General features: G+C 72.9%; 15 protein-coding genes. 12 read left to right on the top strand and 3 right to left on the bottom strand.

The features are described from left to right. Positions 1–185 precede the first annotated feature (185 nt). The gene (locus BLR91_RS19885) at positions 186–1,184 is read right to left on the bottom strand and encodes a LacI family DNA-binding transcriptional regulator (RefSeq protein WP_089878550.1); all 999 of its coding nucleotides are present in this window, start codon (positions 1,182–1,184) and stop codon (positions 186–188) included. 96 nt (positions 1,185–1,280) lie between these two features. Here BLR91_RS19885 and BLR91_RS19880 point away from each other — a divergent pair, with 96 nt between their 5' ends. Then, positions 1,281–2,018 carry an SDR family oxidoreductase gene (locus BLR91_RS19880; RefSeq protein WP_089878553.1) on the top strand — a complete coding sequence of 246 codons (738 nt, stop codon included), beginning with the start codon at positions 1,281–1,283 and terminating at the stop codon, positions 2,016–2,018. 118 nt (positions 2,019–2,136) lie between these two features. Here the strand turns inward: BLR91_RS19880 and BLR91_RS20430 are convergent, their stop codons facing one another. Further along, positions 2,137–2,262 (bottom strand): hypothetical protein, encoded by a 126-nt coding sequence (locus tag BLR91_RS20430; protein WP_018192523.1) that lies wholly within the window; start codon positions 2,260–2,262, stop codon positions 2,137–2,139. On the opposite strand from BLR91_RS20430, the gene BLR91_RS19875 reads away from it, so the two are divergent. The 7 genes from BLR91_RS19875 (at position 2,261) to BLR91_RS19845 (ending at position 10,283) form a co-directional block, all read left to right on the top strand. Further along, complete coding sequence (locus BLR91_RS19875) at positions 2,261–3,301, top strand: SDR family oxidoreductase (protein ID WP_231919011.1); 1,041 nt, start codon at positions 2,261–2,263, stop codon at positions 3,299–3,301. The two genes, BLR91_RS20430 and BLR91_RS19875, sit on opposite strands and share 2 nt — an antisense overlap. Before the next feature lie 23 nt (positions 3,302–3,324). Further along, positions 3,325–5,025, top strand: coding sequence for a class I adenylate-forming enzyme family protein (locus tag BLR91_RS19870; RefSeq protein ID WP_089878555.1), 1,701 nt, complete (start codon positions 3,325–3,327; stop codon positions 5,023–5,025). Further along, positions 5,022–6,308, top strand: coding sequence for an APC family permease (locus tag BLR91_RS19865; RefSeq protein ID WP_089878558.1), 1,287 nt, complete (start codon positions 5,022–5,024; stop codon positions 6,306–6,308). Before BLR91_RS19870 ends, BLR91_RS19865 begins: the two co-directional genes overlap by 4 nt. Then, positions 6,305–7,120: an MBL fold metallo-hydrolase gene (locus BLR91_RS19860; RefSeq protein ID WP_089878561.1), complete on the top strand. Its 816-nt coding sequence runs from the start codon at positions 6,305–6,307 to the stop codon at positions 7,118–7,120. The genes BLR91_RS19865 and BLR91_RS19860 overlap by 4 nt, the downstream gene beginning before the upstream one ends. Next, entirely contained in the window at positions 7,117–7,482 is a 366-nt protein-coding gene (locus BLR91_RS19855) for a UBP-type zinc finger domain-containing protein (protein ID WP_089878563.1), read from the top strand. Before BLR91_RS19860 ends, BLR91_RS19855 begins: the two co-directional genes overlap by 4 nt. 69 nt (positions 7,483–7,551) lie before the next feature. After that, the gene (locus BLR91_RS19850; RefSeq protein WP_089878566.1) at positions 7,552–8,463 is read left to right on the top strand and encodes a hypothetical protein; all 912 of its coding nucleotides are present in this window, start codon (positions 7,552–7,554) and stop codon (positions 8,461–8,463) included. A gap of 221 nt (positions 8,464–8,684) precedes the next feature. After that, complete coding sequence (locus tag BLR91_RS19845; protein WP_089878568.1) at positions 8,685–10,283, top strand: helix-turn-helix domain-containing protein; 1,599 nt, start codon at positions 8,685–8,687, stop codon at positions 10,281–10,283. Positions 10,284–10,300: 17 nt separating this feature from the next. On the opposite strand, the gene BLR91_RS19840 is transcribed toward BLR91_RS19845, so the two are convergent. Then, complete coding sequence (locus tag BLR91_RS19840) at positions 10,301–10,906, bottom strand: hypothetical protein (RefSeq protein ID WP_089878572.1); 606 nt, start codon at positions 10,904–10,906, stop codon at positions 10,301–10,303. 174 nt (positions 10,907–11,080) lie between these two features. Between BLR91_RS19840 and BLR91_RS19835 the strand changes: the two genes are divergently transcribed. The 4 genes from BLR91_RS19835 (at position 11,081) to BLR91_RS19820 (ending at position 16,159) form a co-directional block, all read left to right on the top strand. Next, entirely contained in the window at positions 11,081–12,682 is a 1,602-nt protein-coding gene (locus tag BLR91_RS19835; RefSeq protein WP_089878575.1) for a response regulator transcription factor, read from the top strand. A 141-nt stretch (positions 12,683–12,823) separates the two neighbouring features. Next, positions 12,824–13,279: a hypothetical protein gene (locus BLR91_RS19830; protein WP_089878578.1), complete on the top strand. Its 456-nt coding sequence runs from the start codon at positions 12,824–12,826 to the stop codon at positions 13,277–13,279. Between the two features lie 221 nt (positions 13,280–13,500). After that, positions 13,501–13,971: a hypothetical protein gene (locus BLR91_RS19825; protein ID WP_089878581.1), complete on the top strand. Its 471-nt coding sequence runs from the start codon at positions 13,501–13,503 to the stop codon at positions 13,969–13,971. Between the two features lie 19 nt (positions 13,972–13,990). Continuing rightward, positions 13,991–16,159 carry a sigma-70 family RNA polymerase sigma factor gene (locus BLR91_RS19820; RefSeq protein ID WP_089878584.1) on the top strand — a complete coding sequence of 723 codons (2,169 nt, stop codon included), beginning with the start codon at positions 13,991–13,993 and terminating at the stop codon, positions 16,157–16,159. Positions 16,160–16,622 lie beyond the last annotated feature (463 nt).

The raw sequence follows: 16,622 nt of genomic DNA, 5'->3' as shown, positions 1-16,622 counted from the left end.
GAGCATTCCGCACATTCGGCACGAATCTGTGGCGCGGTGGGCACCACGCGAGACGGAGATTTGGCGCAAATGTGGGGAAAGGGGGCCGCTTTCCCGAGATTTGGCGCAAATGTTGCGGGGCGGAGGGAGCGCGAGAGACGGAGCGCGAGAGACGGAGCGCGAGAGCCGGAGGCGCGGGGCGCAGGTCAGGCGGAGTCGCGGACGACGAGGACGGGAGTCACCGGCTCCTCGAACGCGAGGTCGCCGCCCTCCAGCAGCGCGACCAGGCGAGCGACGCAGCGACGGCCGAGTTCCGCGAACTCCTGCCGGACCGTCGTCAGCGGCGGGGCGAAGAACGCCGCCTCGGGGATGTCGTCGAAGCCGACGACGGCCAGATCGTCCGGGACCGAACGCCCCGCGACCCGCGCAGCATGCAGCACGCCGAGCGCCATCTGGTCGTTCGAGGCGAAGACGGCCTGGATGGAGCGGTCGGCCACGAGCTCCGCACCGATCACCGCGCCCGAGGCCGCCGTCCAGTCCCCCTCGCGCGACACCACGGCATCCGCGCCGGCGGCGGCCATCTCGGCAAGGAAGCCGTCCCGTCGGGCGCGCGCCTCCGTCCAGTCGCCCGGTCCGCTCAGGTGCGCGATGCGGCGGTGGCCGGCGGCCAGGAGATGCCGGGTGGCGAGGCGTGCGCCGAGTTCCTGGTCCACGAAGACGCCCTCGTCCCCGGCGCCGCCCGCACCGTGCAGCGTCACGGACGGCAGGGAGAGCGAGAACTGGCCCATCGCATCCTGAACCCGCTGCTGCGGCGCGATCACCACGATGCCCTCGACGGCCTGCTCGCGCAGGTGCCCGATGGCCGCCTGCAGGTCGGCCGGGTCGAGCGAGGCGGCGTGGGCGACGGTGACGGTGTACCCGGCGGCGCGGCCGGCGTTCTCGACGGCGTCGATGCTCGAGGCCGGCCCGAAGAGGGAGGAGGCCGAGGCGGCCAGCACCCCGATCGTCCGGGAGCGCGCAGTGGTCAGCATGCGGGCGGCCCGGTTCGGGCGGAAGTCGAGGTCGGCCATCGCGGCGAGGACGCGGGCACGGGTCGCCGGCCGGATGCTCGGGTGATCGTTGAGCACGCGGGAGACGGTCTGGCGCGAGACACCGGCGGCGGCGGCGACCTCGCGCACGCCCGGAGGCCGACCGATCTCGCTCACGCCTGCACCTCCGACACACCCACACCCTAGGGCGAGGCGGGTTCGGAGGGCCAACCGGGGCGGACCGCGGGAGCGATCGGCCGTAATGTCGAAGGCATGACCGCATCCACTCCCTCCGACACCTCGTCCGCCGCGTCCGCGGGACCGGACCGGCCGATCGCGCTGGTGACCGGCGCGTCGCGCGGCATCGGACGGGCGATCGCCGTCGAGCTCGGGCGCACGCACCACATCCTGGTCGGAGGGCGGGATGCCGCCGCCGTGGATGCGGTGGTCGCCGAGCTGCCGTCGGCCGAGCCATACGTGGCCGATCTGGTCGCCGACCTCTCCGGCGCGTCCCTTCCACCACTTCCCGAGCGCCTCGATGTGCTCGTGCACTCGGCCGGCGTGGAGGACGGCGGCACGATCGAAGAGACCGACGCGGAGGTGTGGCGTCACGTGTTCGAGGTGAACGTTTTCGCGGTCGCCGCGCTCACGCGGCACGCGCTCCCGGCGCTGCGGGCGGCGGAGGGGCTGGTGGTCGCCATCAACAGCGGCTCGGGGCTGGCCAGCGGGCCGGGCGGCGGAGTCTATGCGGGCTCCAAGTTCGCGCTGCGGGCGCTCACGGATGCGCTTCGCGAGGAGGAGCGTCCGCACGGGGTGCGCGTCAGCAGCATCCACCCGGGGCGGGTCGACACCGATATGCAGCGCGCCCTCGTCGCCCGCGAGGGCGTCGATTACGACACGACGTACACGATCACGCCCGAGATGGTCGCGGCGACAGTCCGCACCGCGGTCGACCTGCCGCCGACCGGCACCGTCGAGTCCCTCAGCGTGCGCCCCTTCCACCGCCGCTGACCCATCCCGCCGCTCGCTCCCCACCGTCGAGTACGCAAAAACTGCACGCCGGAGGGCTCCGGAGCGTGCAGTTTTTGCGTACTCGACGGAGGGGCGGAGGGGCGGAGGGGCGGAGGGGCTAGTGGGAGGGGTCCTCGGGGCCGCCGCCGGAGGTGGTGTCCTCGCCGGGCTCGGGGGCGCTGCCGTCGGAGCCGGAGCCGTCGGGCAGGTCGTCGGCGTCGGGGCGGTTCTTCTCGTCGCTCATTGCGTGTCCTTCCGTTTCTGTCCTGACCGCGCGACGGTACGCCGATCCTCGGCGGAGGTCCATCCGGTGTGCCGCACCCGCCGTACCGGAGGGACCCTCCGACGGTTCTAGACTGTCCTCCGAAACCACGGAGGCCCCCACGAACAACTCCCCGGATCCCGACGACCAGGCCGTACGCCCGCGGAACGAGCCGCGACGCGCGCTGGTCACCGGCGGCTCGCGCGGCATCGGCCGCAGGATCGCGGAGACGCTGGCCGCCGAGGGGATGGACGTGGTGCTGACGTTCCGTCGGGAGGCGGACGCGGCCGCCGAGGTCGTCGACGCGATCACCGCGGCCGGCGGCTCGGCCCGGGCCTACCGCCTCGAGCTGGAGAGCGAAGAGGACATCGACCGCCTGTTCGCGGACGAGTTCCCGGACGGGACGCCCCTCGACGTGCTCGTCGCCAGCGCGGCGGCGTCCGCATTCCGCCCGGCGGCCGAGCTGACCTCGCGGCACCTGGAACGGTCGTGGGCGACCAACGTCCGCTCCTTCGTGCTGCTCGCCCAGCGAGCGGCCGAGCGGATGCGCGGCGGCGCGGACGGACCAGTGCGCGGACGGACGGGCGGCCGCATCATCGCCGTCACGAGCTACGGCAGCCACCGGGCGTTCCCGCTGTACGGCGCCATCGGCTCCGACAAGGCGGCCGTCGAGTCGTGGGTCCGCCACCTCGCCGCCGAGTTCGGCCGCGACGGCATCACGGTGAACGCCGTGAACGGCGGCCTCATCGACACCGACTCGCTGCACTTCTTCTACGGGAACGCCGGCGTCCCCGACCTCGACGTGATGACCTCCCGCATCCCCCTCGGCCACGTCGGCACCGCGGACGACATCGCCGAGGCCGTCCGCTTCCTGGCCTCCCCCGCCGCCGGGTACATCACCGGCCACACCCTCGTCGTCGACGGTGGACTCACCGTCGTCGCACCCCCGTTCTGGTCGGAGCTCGACCGGGACGCCTCCCCCACCGATCCGAGACGGAGTCGACGCCCACCGGACGCCTGAACCCCCTGTCCCCGAGGAGAACCATGACCCTCACCGACCCGACATCGCACGCCGGCATCCAGCCGAACACCGAGTACGACCCGAGCACCCTGCGTGCCGTCTTCGAGCAGCACTTCACCTACGCCTCGGCGGTGGAACGCAACACGCACCGGTACGCCTCGCGCGTCGCGATCACCGATCCCCCGTCCGGACGGAGCTGGACCTACGCCGAGCTCGGACAGGTGACGGGAAGCCTCGTAGCCGGACTCGCCGAGCGCGGGGTGGGCGTCGGCGACATCGTCGCCTACCAGCTGATGAACACTCCGGAGTTCGCGTTCCTGTACGTCGCCGCGCAGGGCCTCCGCGCGGTCAGCTCCCCGATGAACTTCCGGCTGGCGCCGGGCGAGACGGCGCACATCCTCGACGACTCCCGTCCTGCGGTCTTCGTCTACGACGCCGCCGCGAGCGGCAGCGTCCGGACCGCCCTGGAGCTGGCCGCCCATCGTCCGGCCGTTCTCGCGGCGGTCGGTGACGGTCCTCTGCTCGACGGCGCCATCCGCTTCGAGGAGCTTCTGGCCGCCGACGCCCCGTCGTTCCGCGCCCCCGAGGGCGCGAGCGTGTGGGACGAGACCTCGCGCCTCTACACCAGCGGCACGACGGGGATGCCCAAGGCGGTTCCCCTGACGAGCCTCAACGAGGTGCTCACCGCGCACGACGTGATCATGCACTTCCCCCTCGCACCGACGGACCGGACGATGAACATGTCACCGTGGTTCCACCGCGGCGGCAATTACTGCGCCGGCCCGAACACCGCGTTCTACGTCGGAGCCGAGGTCGTCACGTTGCCGCGCTTCGACCCGGACACGGTGCTCGACGGTATCCAGGAGTACGCGCTGACCTACGTGATCGGCGCCCCCACCAATCTGGAGCGACTGGCCGACGCGCAGGAGGCGCACCCGCGCGACCTGTCGTCGCTGCACGGCATCGTCACGATGGGAGCCCCGCTCGATCGCGCGGCGGCGCTGCGCTACCAGCGGGTGCTCACGCCCCGCATCGCCAACGGGTACGGCACGACCGAGGCCTTCTGGAACACCTACCTGCGGCCCGAGGACCTGCCGGACGCCGCCGGGGCCGCCGGCCGGGCCTGCCTAGACGACGACGTCGCGGTGGTGAAGGTGTCCGGCGACGACCGCGTCGCCGCTCCCGGCGACCTCGCCGCGAAGGACGGCCACGAGATCGGCGAGGTCATCATGCGGAGCGTGAAGAGCGGATACGCCTACATGCACAATCCGGAGGAGGAGGGCCGCAAGTTCCGCGACGGGTGGATGTACCCGGGCGACCTGGCGAGCTGGGACGAGAACGAGATCGTGACGATCGTGGGCCGCAAGGACGACATGATCATCTCCGGCGGCGAGAACGTGCATCCCGTCCAGGTGGAGGAGGCGCTCGCCGCGCATCCCGATGTCGCCGACAGCATCGTGGTCGGCCTGCCGGACGACGAGTGGGGCGAGATCGTCGTCGCCTACGTCCAGCCGCGCCCGGGACGATTGGCGGACGCGCAGGCGGCGGCCCGGGAGTTGGATGCGCACTGCCGGGCGAGCGTCTCGCTGGCCGACTACAAGCGCCCGCGGCGATACGCCTTCGTCACCGAGCTCCCGTACACTGCGACCGGCAAGAAGCAGCATTTCGTGCTGCGCGAGCAGTCGAGCCGCGATGCGGAGGAGGGTCGGTTCGTGACTCCGTGACCGCCGCATCCAGCCCGGATCGAGGAGGCGCCCTCGCTCGCCGCCTCACCCTGGGCGACGCCATCGGCATCGGCCTGGGGTCGATGATCGGCGCCGGGGTGTTCGCGGCCTTCGCCCCCGCTGCGGCTGCGGCGGGGGCCGGGCTGCTCGTCGGGCTCGTGATCGCCGGGTTCATCGCGTTCTGCAACGCGACGTCGTCGGCTCAGCTGGCCGCCCAGTACCCGACCTCCGGCGGGACGTACGTCTACGGTCGCGAACGCCTCGGCGAGTGGGCGGGCTTCTTCGCGGGGTGGTCGTTCGTCGTCGGGAAGACGGCCAGCTCAGCCGCGATGGCGTTGACGTTCGCGACCTACGCCGTGCCCGGCCCGTGGGTGAAGCCGGTCGCGATCCTGGCGGTCGCCGTGCTCACGCTGGTCAACAGCGTGGGCGTGACGCGGACGGCGCTGCTGACGCGCATCCTGGTCGCCGTCTCGCTGATCGCGCTGACGGTCGCAGTCGTCATCGGCTTCACGCACACCGCGGCGAGCGCCGCGCAACCGGGACCCGCGGTCACCGGCTACGGCATCCTCCAGTCGGCGGGGTTCCTGTTCTTCGCGTTCGCCGGGTACGCCCGCATCGCCACCATGGGCGAGGAGGTGGTCGAGCCGGAGCGCACCATCCCGCGGGCCATCGTGACGGCGCTCGGCATCACGCTCGTCGTCTACGTGCTGGTCGCGCTCGCGACGCTTCACGCGCTCGGCGCGGCCGGGCTGGCGGAGGTCGTCGCTCCGCTCGGGGCGGTCGCCGACACCAGCGGAGCCGCCTGGCCGGGCGTCGTCATCCGGATCGGTGCTGCTGCGGCGGCGCTCGGGGCCCTGCTCGCGATGATCGCGGGCATCGGGCGGACCAGCCTCGCGATGGCGCGCCACAGCGACCTCCCGTCGTGGTTCGCGGCCGTGCATCCGCGTTATCGGGTTCCGTACCGGGCCGAGCTCGCCGTCGGCCTGGTCGTCTGCGTGCTGGTCGCCGTCACGGATCTGCGCGGCGCGATCGGCTTCTCGTCCTTCGGCGTGCTGCTCTACTACCTGATCGCCAATGCGTCCGCGTGGACGCAGGACCGCGCGCACCGGAGGTATCCGCGGCTGCTCGCGGTCGCGGGCGCCATCGGCTGCGTCGTGCTCGTCGCCACCCTCCCGGTCGCCGCCATCGTCGCCGGGATCGTGGTGATCGCCGTCGGGATCGGCTACCGTTTCGTGCGACTGCGGGTGACCCGCCGACCGCACCGCGGAGAGGAGAACCGATGACCGTCCGCATCGAACTGATCGGCGGCCCGACGGCCCTGATCGACCTGGGCGGCCTGCGCATCCTCACCGATCCGACGTTCGACCCTCCCGGGGACCACCCCGTCGGCGAGCGCGTGCTGGTGAAGACGACCGGACCGAGCCGCACGCCGGAGGAGATCGGCGCGGTGGATGCGGTGCTCCTCTCGCACGACCAGCACCCGGACAACCTCGACGACCGGGGGCGCGTCTTCGTCCGAGACGCACCGCTCACGGTGAGCACGACGGCCGCCGCCGAGCGGGTCGAGGGAACCGTCCGCGGACTCGGCCCGTGGACGCACCTGACCATCCCGCGCCCGGACGGTTCCGAGCTGCGGGTGCACGCCGTCCCCGCACAGCACGGGCCGGACGGCACCGAGGCGTCGTCGGGACCGGTGCTCGGGTTCGTCCTGGCCGGCGACGGGCTGCCGACGGTGTACGTGAGCGGCGACAACGCCTCGCTGCGGGTCGTCGAGGAGGTCGCCGAGAACCTCGGGCCGATCGACATCGCAGTCCTCCACGTCGGCGCCGCCCGCACGGCGCGTTTGGATGCGTTCCTCACCCTGACCGCGGACAAGGCCGCCCGCGCGGCGATCCTTCTAGGCGACGCCGTCGTCGTGCCGGTGCACGCGGAGGGGTGGGCGCACTTCACCCAGGGGCAGGAGGAGGTGCGTGCCGCGTTCGCGGAACACGGCCTGACCGCCCGGCTGCGGATGGTCCCGCCCGGCGGGATCGTGGAGCTCGACGAGCGCGCCGAACAGACCCGAGACACCGAACACACCGAGGAGCAGCGATGACCGACCACGCCCACACGGAAGCGATCGACCCCACCGTTCCCCCGTCCGGCCCCGGCTGCGTCGAATGCACGGAGACCGGCAGCTGGTGGCTCCACCTCCGCCGGTGCGCCGCGTGCGGCCATATCGGGTGCTGCGACAACTCGCTGAACACCCACGCGACGAAGCACGCCGAGGCGACCGGGCATCCCATCATCCGCAGCTACGAGCCCGGTGAGGACTGGTTCTGGGACTACCGCCGCCAGGGGTTCGTCGGCGGACCCGAGTTGGCTCCGCCGCTCAGCCACCCGGAGAACCAGACCGTCCCCGGTCCCGCGGAGCGCGTCCCCCACGACTGGGAGCGCCAGCTGGAGCAGCGCGCGTAACGGGGAATTCCACCGCGACGACAACATATTCGCTATAGTCCCGATCAGCGACGTGCGAAAGGGGGAATCGTGACCGAGTTGGTCGAACCTCTGCCGCGCGCCGCAGCCGATTCCCCCCGCAGAGCTCTGCGACTCGCTCTGCTCGGGCTCGCCGGAGCCGGTCTGCTGACCGCTCTCGGCTTCCTGTTCCAGTTGACTCCCGCCTCCGCTGACGAGGCTCCGCCGCCGCAGCACTCTCTGCTGGGATCCGTCGTCAATGGAACGGTCGGCGCGCTGCTCCCGGGCACCTCCTCGCCGCAGAGCGCGGGTTCGGGCTCCGGCACGTCCGGCGGCCTCGTCGGCTCGGTGCTCGCACCGGTCACCGGCGCTGTGGATCCGCTTGTCACCTCGCTGCCCGTCGTGGGTGGCGTCGTCGACACGCTCCTCGGCCCGACGCCGACGGGTTCGGTCGTCGGAATCGTCGACGGCGTGGTCAACCGGGTCACCGGCTCGGGAGGCGGCACGACGTCGCCCACCCCGCCTCCACCGCCTGCCGGCGAGCCGACGCCTCCCCCGGCGACGACCACCCCCGGAGGCGGAACCGCCGACCCGGGTACCGCGACCGGCAACGCCGACCCCGCGGCGGCACCTGCTCCCGCGCCGGCCGTCGCCACTGCGCCAGCGGCCACAGGATCCGACGCGGACTCCGCCGCCGACCAGGCCGCGCCATCCCCTGCGCCGACCGCCACTCCCGCCCCCTCTCCGGTCACCGCTTCGGCCGTGGCCACTCCGGCCGACGGCCCCATCCACGGGCCCGCGTTCAGCCCGTCCTCGTCGGCCGAAGGCGTCCTGACGTCGTCCGGATCCGGCGGTTCCGGCTCCGCAGCCGAGCCCGTCGACTCCTGGATCCCGCCGTTCGCGCCGTACGACACGTCGTGCGCCGCGCGGACGACCGAACCCTCCTCCGCTCCACCGGGCGACCACGACGTCAGCCCCGGCTGATCCCCTTCCTCCGGATGGAGGCACGACGCCTCCACTCACAGCAGCGGCCCGAACATGCTTCGGTGTCGCGCCGGTTCAAGAGACGCCCGTCCTGGGCGTGAGCCGACGCGTCGAACCGCGCTCCTGAGACCCGGAGAAGGGCGACCCCTCTGCGCGGGCGCCTGCATCCTCCCGGGCTCTCGAACGCGCGGACGCGCGTCCTGAACTTCGGAGGACAGCTCGTGGAACGAGCGGAAAGCACAACGGAAGAACACGCGACCGGCCGCGGAGAGCGAACGCTCTTCGACCAGGCCTGGTCCGAACTGGATGACGCCCTCGCGTCGGGCGGGCCCGATGCGGCGGCGGAGGTGGCCCGTCGTCGATGGTTCGACCTCCTGGCCGGACCGGTACCGGACCGCGCCGCGGCGCTCCGGCGGCTGCCACCGGGGACGGTGAGCGAGAGACCGCTGCTCACGCTGCTGGCCGGCCACACCGACCCGAGCGCGCACCCGCACCGCACCGGCGGCCTGCGGCGGGTCGGCGACTCCGCCGCCCTGCTCGGCGACCCCGATCGCGACCTGCGCCGGATCGACCGGGCCATCCTGCTCTCCGACCAGGCGCAGGTGCACCTCGCACTCGGCCGGGCACAGAGCGCGGTGGCCGCGGCCCGCGGGGCCGCGACCGAGCTCGAGCACCTGAGCGCGGGCGATCGGAGGAACGCGGACACGGTGAGCGGCCTGCACGCGCACGTGGGCACGAGCCTGCTGTACACCGGCAACAGCGGGGAGGCGCTTGCCGCGTTCGAGCGCGGCCTGGCGCACGCGCATCCCGTCGCCTCCGGCTCGTCGCTCGGCAACGTGGTGATGCTCGCCCTGCTCCACGCGAGGAACGGCGACAGCGGAGAAGCCAGGGAGCACATCCGCACGGCTCGCGCACGTACTCCGCAGCTGCGACACGACGACGCCATGCTGCTGAGCGTCGCGAAGGCGATCCTCGCGCTCGACGACCTCGACCAGGATGCCGCGCGGGAGCACCTCGCCGACGCGGCGGTCGATCTCCGGACCACGCCGCACTGGATGCCGTACGCCGTCACCGCCGCGACGCTCGAGCTGGTCTGCGGTCACCCCGGCCGCGGACTCGCCCACCTCGACCAGACGATCGGAGCCCGAGGTCCGGAAGGCCGGTCGGCCGCCGTGCGGGCAGCGCTCGCGACCGCTCGGGCGGTCCTCGAGCTGGGCCTCGGGCATCCCGAGTCCGCGGAGGCCGTGCTCGAACGCGACGCCGGCGAGATCGAGAAGCGCATCGGATCAGCGCGCGTGCAGCTCTTCCTCGGCCGGCATGGCGCCGCGCTGCAGCACCTGCGGCCGCTCGCGAACGCGGTGCTGTCGACGCGCCGGCGTGCCGAGGCGGTCGCGCTGGAGGCCGCGGCGCTGTTGCGCTTCTCGGACGAGGACCGCGTGACGTCGGTCGTCGACCATCTCGGCGCCATCATCGAACGGAGCGGGCTGCTCCTGCCCCTCGCGCTCCTCCCCGCGGCAGACCTCGCCCGCGTGACCCACGCCCTCGCCGCCCTCGGGTACGGCGAGACGCTGCCGCTCGACCGGATCATCGCGCTGGTGCGCGGAAAGGGACCGGACATCCCCCTGACGCCGCGGGAGACGGCCGTGCTCGCGACACTGCTGCAGCATCCATCACACAGTGCGATCGCGGCCCAGCTCAACGTGTCGGTGAACACCGTGAAGTCGCAGCTGCGGAGCGTCTACCGCAAGCTCGGCGTCTCCACGCGCGATGAGGCGATCGCGATCGCGCTCGACCGTCACCTGCTGGTGGAACGGGAGTGACGGTCGTGAACCGCGACTCAGTGGCGCAGGGCGGGCTCCGCGCCGTCGCCGCGGTCTCCCGTCGGCGCCCGCATGATGCCGGCACGGAGCACGCGATCGCCCAGCAGCCAGGCGATCCCGGCGGCGGCGAGCTGACTCAGGACGCGCCCCAGCAGGGTGAGCAGCAGGATGGGCGCAGCGAGATCGTCCGGAGACATGACCGGCAGCGAGACCAAGAACAGCAGGACGGCCGTGACGAGCGCTCCGACCGCGTAATGCCAGGGCCGGAGCCTCCCGCGCCGACCCAGCGCGAGCAGGGTGATGTCGAATCCCACGCCCGCGACGACGAGCGGGATGAGGATGAGGGCGCCGAGCGGCGTGAAGCCGATCGCCAGCAGCCCGACCAGCGCGAACGCGATGGTGGTCGTCCAGGGGAAGCCGACCAGCCGGCGTGCGAGGAACGGCAGGATGCTGTGCACGCCCGCCGCGAGCGCGTACGCGGGCGGGAAGAGCGCCGCGAGCAGCGCGGTCACCGGCGCAACGAGGATGAGCAGGAGCGCGCCGAGCGCGCCGAACGCCGCGATGATGAGAAGCGCACGCGTGCTCAGCCGCCGGGTCCCCCGCGGGGTCGGGCTCGTCGACATCCCACCCCTCCTTCCGAATACAGGCATTTCATCTTGCCCGGTTTCCGACAGGCCCGTGGCTCGAAACAGTTCGATCGGCGAATAAAGAAAGATGGTGGACGCGTTGCGTACATCGATGTGGCCCAGCGGCGCAGCGCGCCCGGCGAGGGGTGAATGATGGATTCAGGAGGATCAGTGGACGACGAGACGGTCGGCGGCTCGGAGTCCGAGCGCTCATCCGCCGATCGGGCGGCGCTCGACGCGCTCAAGGACGCGATCGACGCGGGCGACTGGGATGCCGCGACGGCGGCCGTCCGAACGGGATGGTTCCAGCTGTTGAGCGCGCACGGCGAGGCCACCCGCCTCCTGCTGGAGCGCATCCCCGTGTCCGAACTGCGCGTGCATCCCCTGCTCGCCATGCTGCTGGGCATCGCCTACAACGGCCTCGGATTCCACCGCGTCCGGGCGCTGCGCTACTTCGTGACCGCCGTGCGCTCCGCCCGATCGCCCCGCAATGCCGCGCTGAGTCCCGTCGACCGCGCTCTGATCCGCTCCGCAGAGGCGAGCGCGTACCGACTGATCGGACGGCCGGGCATGGCGGTCGGACCCGCGACGGCCGCGGTCGCGACCCTCGACGGTCTCAGCGACGACGACCGGCAGCAGCTCACCGAACTCCCGCGCATCTACTCGCAGGTGGGTGTCTCCCTGTACTACGCGGGCGAGATCGAGCAGGCGATGGAGACCTTCGCGAAAGGGCTGGCCGCCTCCCCGACGACGCCGCCCTCCCCCGGGTTCAGCAACCTCGCCATGCTCGCGGGCATCCACGCGCTCCAGGGAGACCTCCCCGAAGCACGCGCGCACGTCGAGTACGCGAGGACCGGTCCGTGGACGGACCGGCAGCGGAAGACGTACATCGGCACCTTCTACCGTCTTGCCGAGGCGATCCTGGCGCTCGAGCGGTTGGATGCGGGCGCGGCCCGCCAGCACCTCGCCGAGATGGAGCACGACCCCCGCACCATCGAGCACTGGATCGCAGTGGCACGCGTCGAAGCGCTGGCCCTGCTGGTGGACGGCAGGCCCGGCGATGCCCTTGCCGGCCTCGAGGCGTACGCGTCGATGAGGGCCGGCGAGGCGCGCTCGCCCGCAGCACGCAACGACCTCGGCCGGATGCGCGCCCTGCAGCAGCTCGCGCTCGGCAATCCCGACGCCGCCTCCGTCATCGTCGAACGGGACACGGTCGCCGGCCCCGACCAGCACATCGCACGGGCACGCGTGCACGTCTCGCTCGGCCGGAACGGGTCGGCGCTGAGCGAGCTCCGTGCGGCGGTCCGCGGTCCCCTCACAGCGCGGCAGACCGCGGAGGCGGCCGCTCTGGAGGCCGCGGTGCTGCTCCGACTCGCCCCCACCTCCCGCACCCGCGGTGTGGTGGAGCACCTGGGCGCGGTCCTGGAACGCACCGAGCAGCGCCTGGCGCTCGCCCTGCTGCCGGCCGACGACCTCGACCGGGTCGTCGCCGCCCTCGACGGTGTCGGCTACGGCCAGGTGACCCGGGATGTGCCCCTGCGCTCGCTGCTCCCCGTCGCCGAGCCGGAGCTGCTGCTCACCGACCGCGAACTCGCTGTGCTGGCGGAACTGATGAAGACCGGATCCGTCGCGGAGATCGCCGCAGCCCTCGTGGTGTCGGCCAACACGGTCAAGTCGCAGCTGCGAAGCGTCTACCGGAAGCTCGGCGTCAACAACCGGGAGGATGCGATCGCCGTCGCGCTCACGCGCAACCTGCTCGTCGAGCGCGACTGAGGCCGGGGTGACTGGAGGGTGAGCGCAGGGTGAAATCGGTCCGCCGGTGGCACCGGGGCACGTAGCGTTCTCTTGCACGCCCGCTTACCCATCCCGCCCCATCCCGCCCCCTCCCGCCCCCTCCCTCACCCGAGGAACGACATGACCATCGACGAGAGCACCCCGACTCTCCGTCGCCCCGGCCTCGACACGCAGAGCGCATCGCGGTGGCACCGCGCCCTTCCGGGCGACCTCGCAGCGCTCCTGCACAACGCCCACGCCGACGAGCGGGAGGCGCTCGGACCGCAGCGGCGGGCGGCCTACCTCCTGACCCGCCAGGTGATCAGCGGCCTGCTGTGCGCCGGCTACCCGGCCCGGCTGGTCGCCGCCGAGCTCGGCGTGCGCAGCGAGTCGATCCGGACGCGCGCCCAAGCGGGATGGATCCGCCTCGCCGACATCGCCGCCCTCACCGGCCTCGAGCAGGACGAACTCGCGCGGCGGTGCGTCGCGAACGACGCCGCCGTCGAGGACGGCCGGCTGTTCAGCGACGAGCTGGTGCGTATCCTGTCCGCACCGGCCACCTCCGCCGACGTCCGGGAAACCGTGGGCGGCCGGTGACCGGAAAAAACTTCGCGAATCGGCGTCATGATTCCGGACATTCGCGATCTCTTAGGTGGTGCATGACCCGAACGTGCGCCAGCGGCGGCGACCCGAAACGCTGCCGCTCAGATCGACGCCGATCGAACGGTGCCGAATCCGGGAGACCCGAACCCCGCTCGACGCCGAGAGTGCCCGCGACCCGACGGGCGCTCTCGGCGTGCACACAGAAAGCCCCTGTCATGCCCGACCCGTTCGCGCCGCCGATGACCGGCGCACTGCTCGCCCTGCTCGACGACCTCCGCCCCGGCGACTGGCTCGCCCTCGCCTCGGCCAATGCGCCCATGCTGGAGAGGACCCGGTCGCTGACCGTCGACGCCTCCCTCGAGGAGGTTGCCGCCTCGGTCTTCGACATCCTCCCGATCAGCCGTGACACCCTCCGTCCGCTCGCCGGCTGGGCGGTGGAGGACGACCACCCGCGGTTCACCGACCTGGCCGGCGCCGTTCAGGGCCTGGCGAGCGACGGGTCCGGACGGCGCCAGGAGCTCTTCGCCCTGCCCGACGACGTGCTGGTCGACTGCGCCGACGGCATCTCGAGCACGATCCGCGTGCCGTGGGACGGCGCCCCCTTCCTCTTCCTCGTGTGCGTCGGCGGCGCGCGCCACGAACCCACCGACCTCCGGCGACGGCGGGCTCTCGCCGGGATCTGCTGACCGGGCGGACGAGCACAGCGTGCGCGACGACGACCAGAAGGAGACCGTGTCCGACCGTTCGGACACGGACCTCGTCGAGTCCGCACGCGCCGGCGACGACGACGCGTTCGCCGAACTGTGGCTGCGTCACGCCGCCGCCGGCCGGACGGTGGCCCGGTCGTTCAGTACCGAAGACCCGGACGACGTCGTCGCCGAGGCCTACGCCCGCATCCTGAAGGCGGTGCGGGACGGACGCGGACCGAGCGCCGGCTTCCGGCCGTACCTCTTCACAACGATCCGCAACGTCGCAGCGGCCTGGGGCGGCGCCCGCCGCGACGTTCCCATCGAGGACGCGACGACGATCGAAGACCCGGAGACGACCGAGGCGGCCAGCATGGATGCGCTGGACAGGTCGCTCACCGCCCGCGCGTTCCGCTCGCTGCCGCAGCGCTGGCAGGAGGTGCTCTGGTACAGCGAGGTCGAAGGGATGAGCCCGGCCACCGTCGCGCCCCTGCTCGGGCTGACCCCGAACGGCACGGCGGCGCTGGCGTACCGGGCGCGCGAAGGGCTGCGCCAGGCATGGATCCAGGCGCACATCTCGGCCAGCCCCGAAGGATCCGACTGCCGCTGGACGACCGAGCGCCTCGGCGCCTACAGCCGCGGCGGACTCGGGAAACGCGAGACCGCCCGGCTGGAACGGCACCTGACCGAATGCGCCAAGTGCTCGATCGTGGCGGCGGAGGCGCAGAACGTCGGCTCACGGCTGACGCTCGTGCTGCTTCCGCTGCTGCTCGGCGTGGGCGGGGCGGCGGCGTACGCGGCCAGCCTGCAGCGCGGGGCTGCAGTGGCGGCGGGCGGTGCGGCCGGGGGCGCGGTGATCGCTGGGGGCGGCGGTGCTGGGGGCGGCGGTGCTGGGGGCGGCGGTGCTGGCGGCGGCGGTGCTGGCGGCCATTCAGCTGGAGCGGCGGGGGCGGCGCGTGCCGGCCGCGCGGCTCGGAGTGGGGGGCATGGAGCAGCCTTCGGCGTCGGAGCCACCATCGTCGGAGTGGCCGCGGCGGCCGGTGTGGTCGGCGCGGTCGTCCTCGGGCCGCAGCTCTTCGCATCCACTCGACAGGATGTGACCGCCGCGCAGCCATCGCATGCGCCGTCGGCCGCGGCGCCTGACGCGCCCGGTGCGCCGACCGGCGGCACCGCGCCGGAGCCGCCGGTGAGTTCACCGCCGCCGGCCGCGCCGGTGGTGCCCGATCCCGCTCCGGCGCCGGACGATGCGCCGCCGGTCGTGATCCCGGTCGTGCCGGCGGTGCCGTCGGCGTCGGTGCCGGCCGCCGAGCCTCCCGTCACTCCCCCCGTAGGCCCTCCGGCCGTTCCGCCGGCGGCGCCCGTCGTCGCCTCGACGTTCCCCTCGGGATTCGAGACCGCCGCGACGTCCCTCCCCCTGACCGGAAGCGGCGAACCGGGCGCCACCATCGCGGTCACCGGGTCGCCCCTGGCCTCCGGGGCCCGGATCGCCGCCTCCCCGGCCGGGTCTCCCTCCGTCGTCCTGGGCGGCACGACGGTCGCGCCCGACGGCTCGTGGACCCTCGACGCCGACCTGAGCGGACTCGCGGACGGCACCTGGGACGTCTCCGTCACGCAGACCCGGAGCGGCCTGACGTCGGCGCCGGCGTCCGTGCGGATCGGCGTCGACCGGACGGCGCTTGCCCCCGTCATCGTCAGTGCGGACACGGGCACCGGCGACCTCGCCGACCGGCTCGCGCCCACCCTCACCGGAACGGCGGAGCCCGGCGCGACGATCGTGGTGTCCGACCACGGCACGGCTGTCGCGACCGTCACGGCGGACGCCGAGGGCTCATGGATGTCTCCCGAGCTGATCGCGATCTCTCCCGACTACAGCTTGACGGCGCGGCAGACGGACGTGCTCGGCAACGTCTCGGCCGAGTCCGCGCCGCTCGCCGGGACGGCGATCGTGCCGACCGTCACCGCCGTGGGGTCACCCGGTACCGTCGCGATCACCGTGCACGGCATCCCCGGTTCGACGGTGCAGGTCTGGGCCGACGGCGAGTCGACGCCATACACGCTCACCCTCGACGCGGCGGGCGACGCGTCCCAGATCTACAGCTGGACCGCGGGCGACCACCGCATCGGTGCCGTGTACCTCTCCGGCGCGCGTCACGGCGTCCTCAGCGACGTGCCGGTCACCCTCCCCTGACGCGCGTCCCGCTCGCCGATAACGGAGGCGTCCCGCCGCCGAACCCCCGAAACCCCCTCCGTTTCGCGCGTGCGCGCGGCGCGCCGCCCATCGCGTCCTCCCTTTCCGACCGCACCGGAAACGGAGGGGATACGTACCGCCACCCCGGCGGCCCACACACGAAACGGAGGACGTCCCGCCCGACCGCACCACGATCCGCCTCCGTTCCCGGCATGGACGCGTCGCGTCGACCGCCGCATCTTCCCTTCCTGACTGCAACAGAAACGGAGGGGATACGTACCGCCACGCCGGCAGACGGCGCGGAACGGAGGGGGATGCGGCCCGGCCGCTCCGCGATCGCCTCCGGGGGACGCGCTGCGGTGGACCGGGCCGGGAAAACCCGGCCCACCGCGACCGCACGAGCGGCACCGCGAGGCGGCGGGCCGAATTCGCCGCGCTCACGGGCCCTGTCGAGCGACCCCGC

The organism is Leifsonia sp. 466MF (assembly GCF_900100265.1).
Taxonomy (GTDB): domain Bacteria; phylum Actinomycetota; class Actinomycetes; order Actinomycetales; family Microbacteriaceae; genus Leifsonia.
Note: the sequence above shows the minus strand (reverse complement) of the source record. Positions and strands in the feature narration are given on the sequence as shown.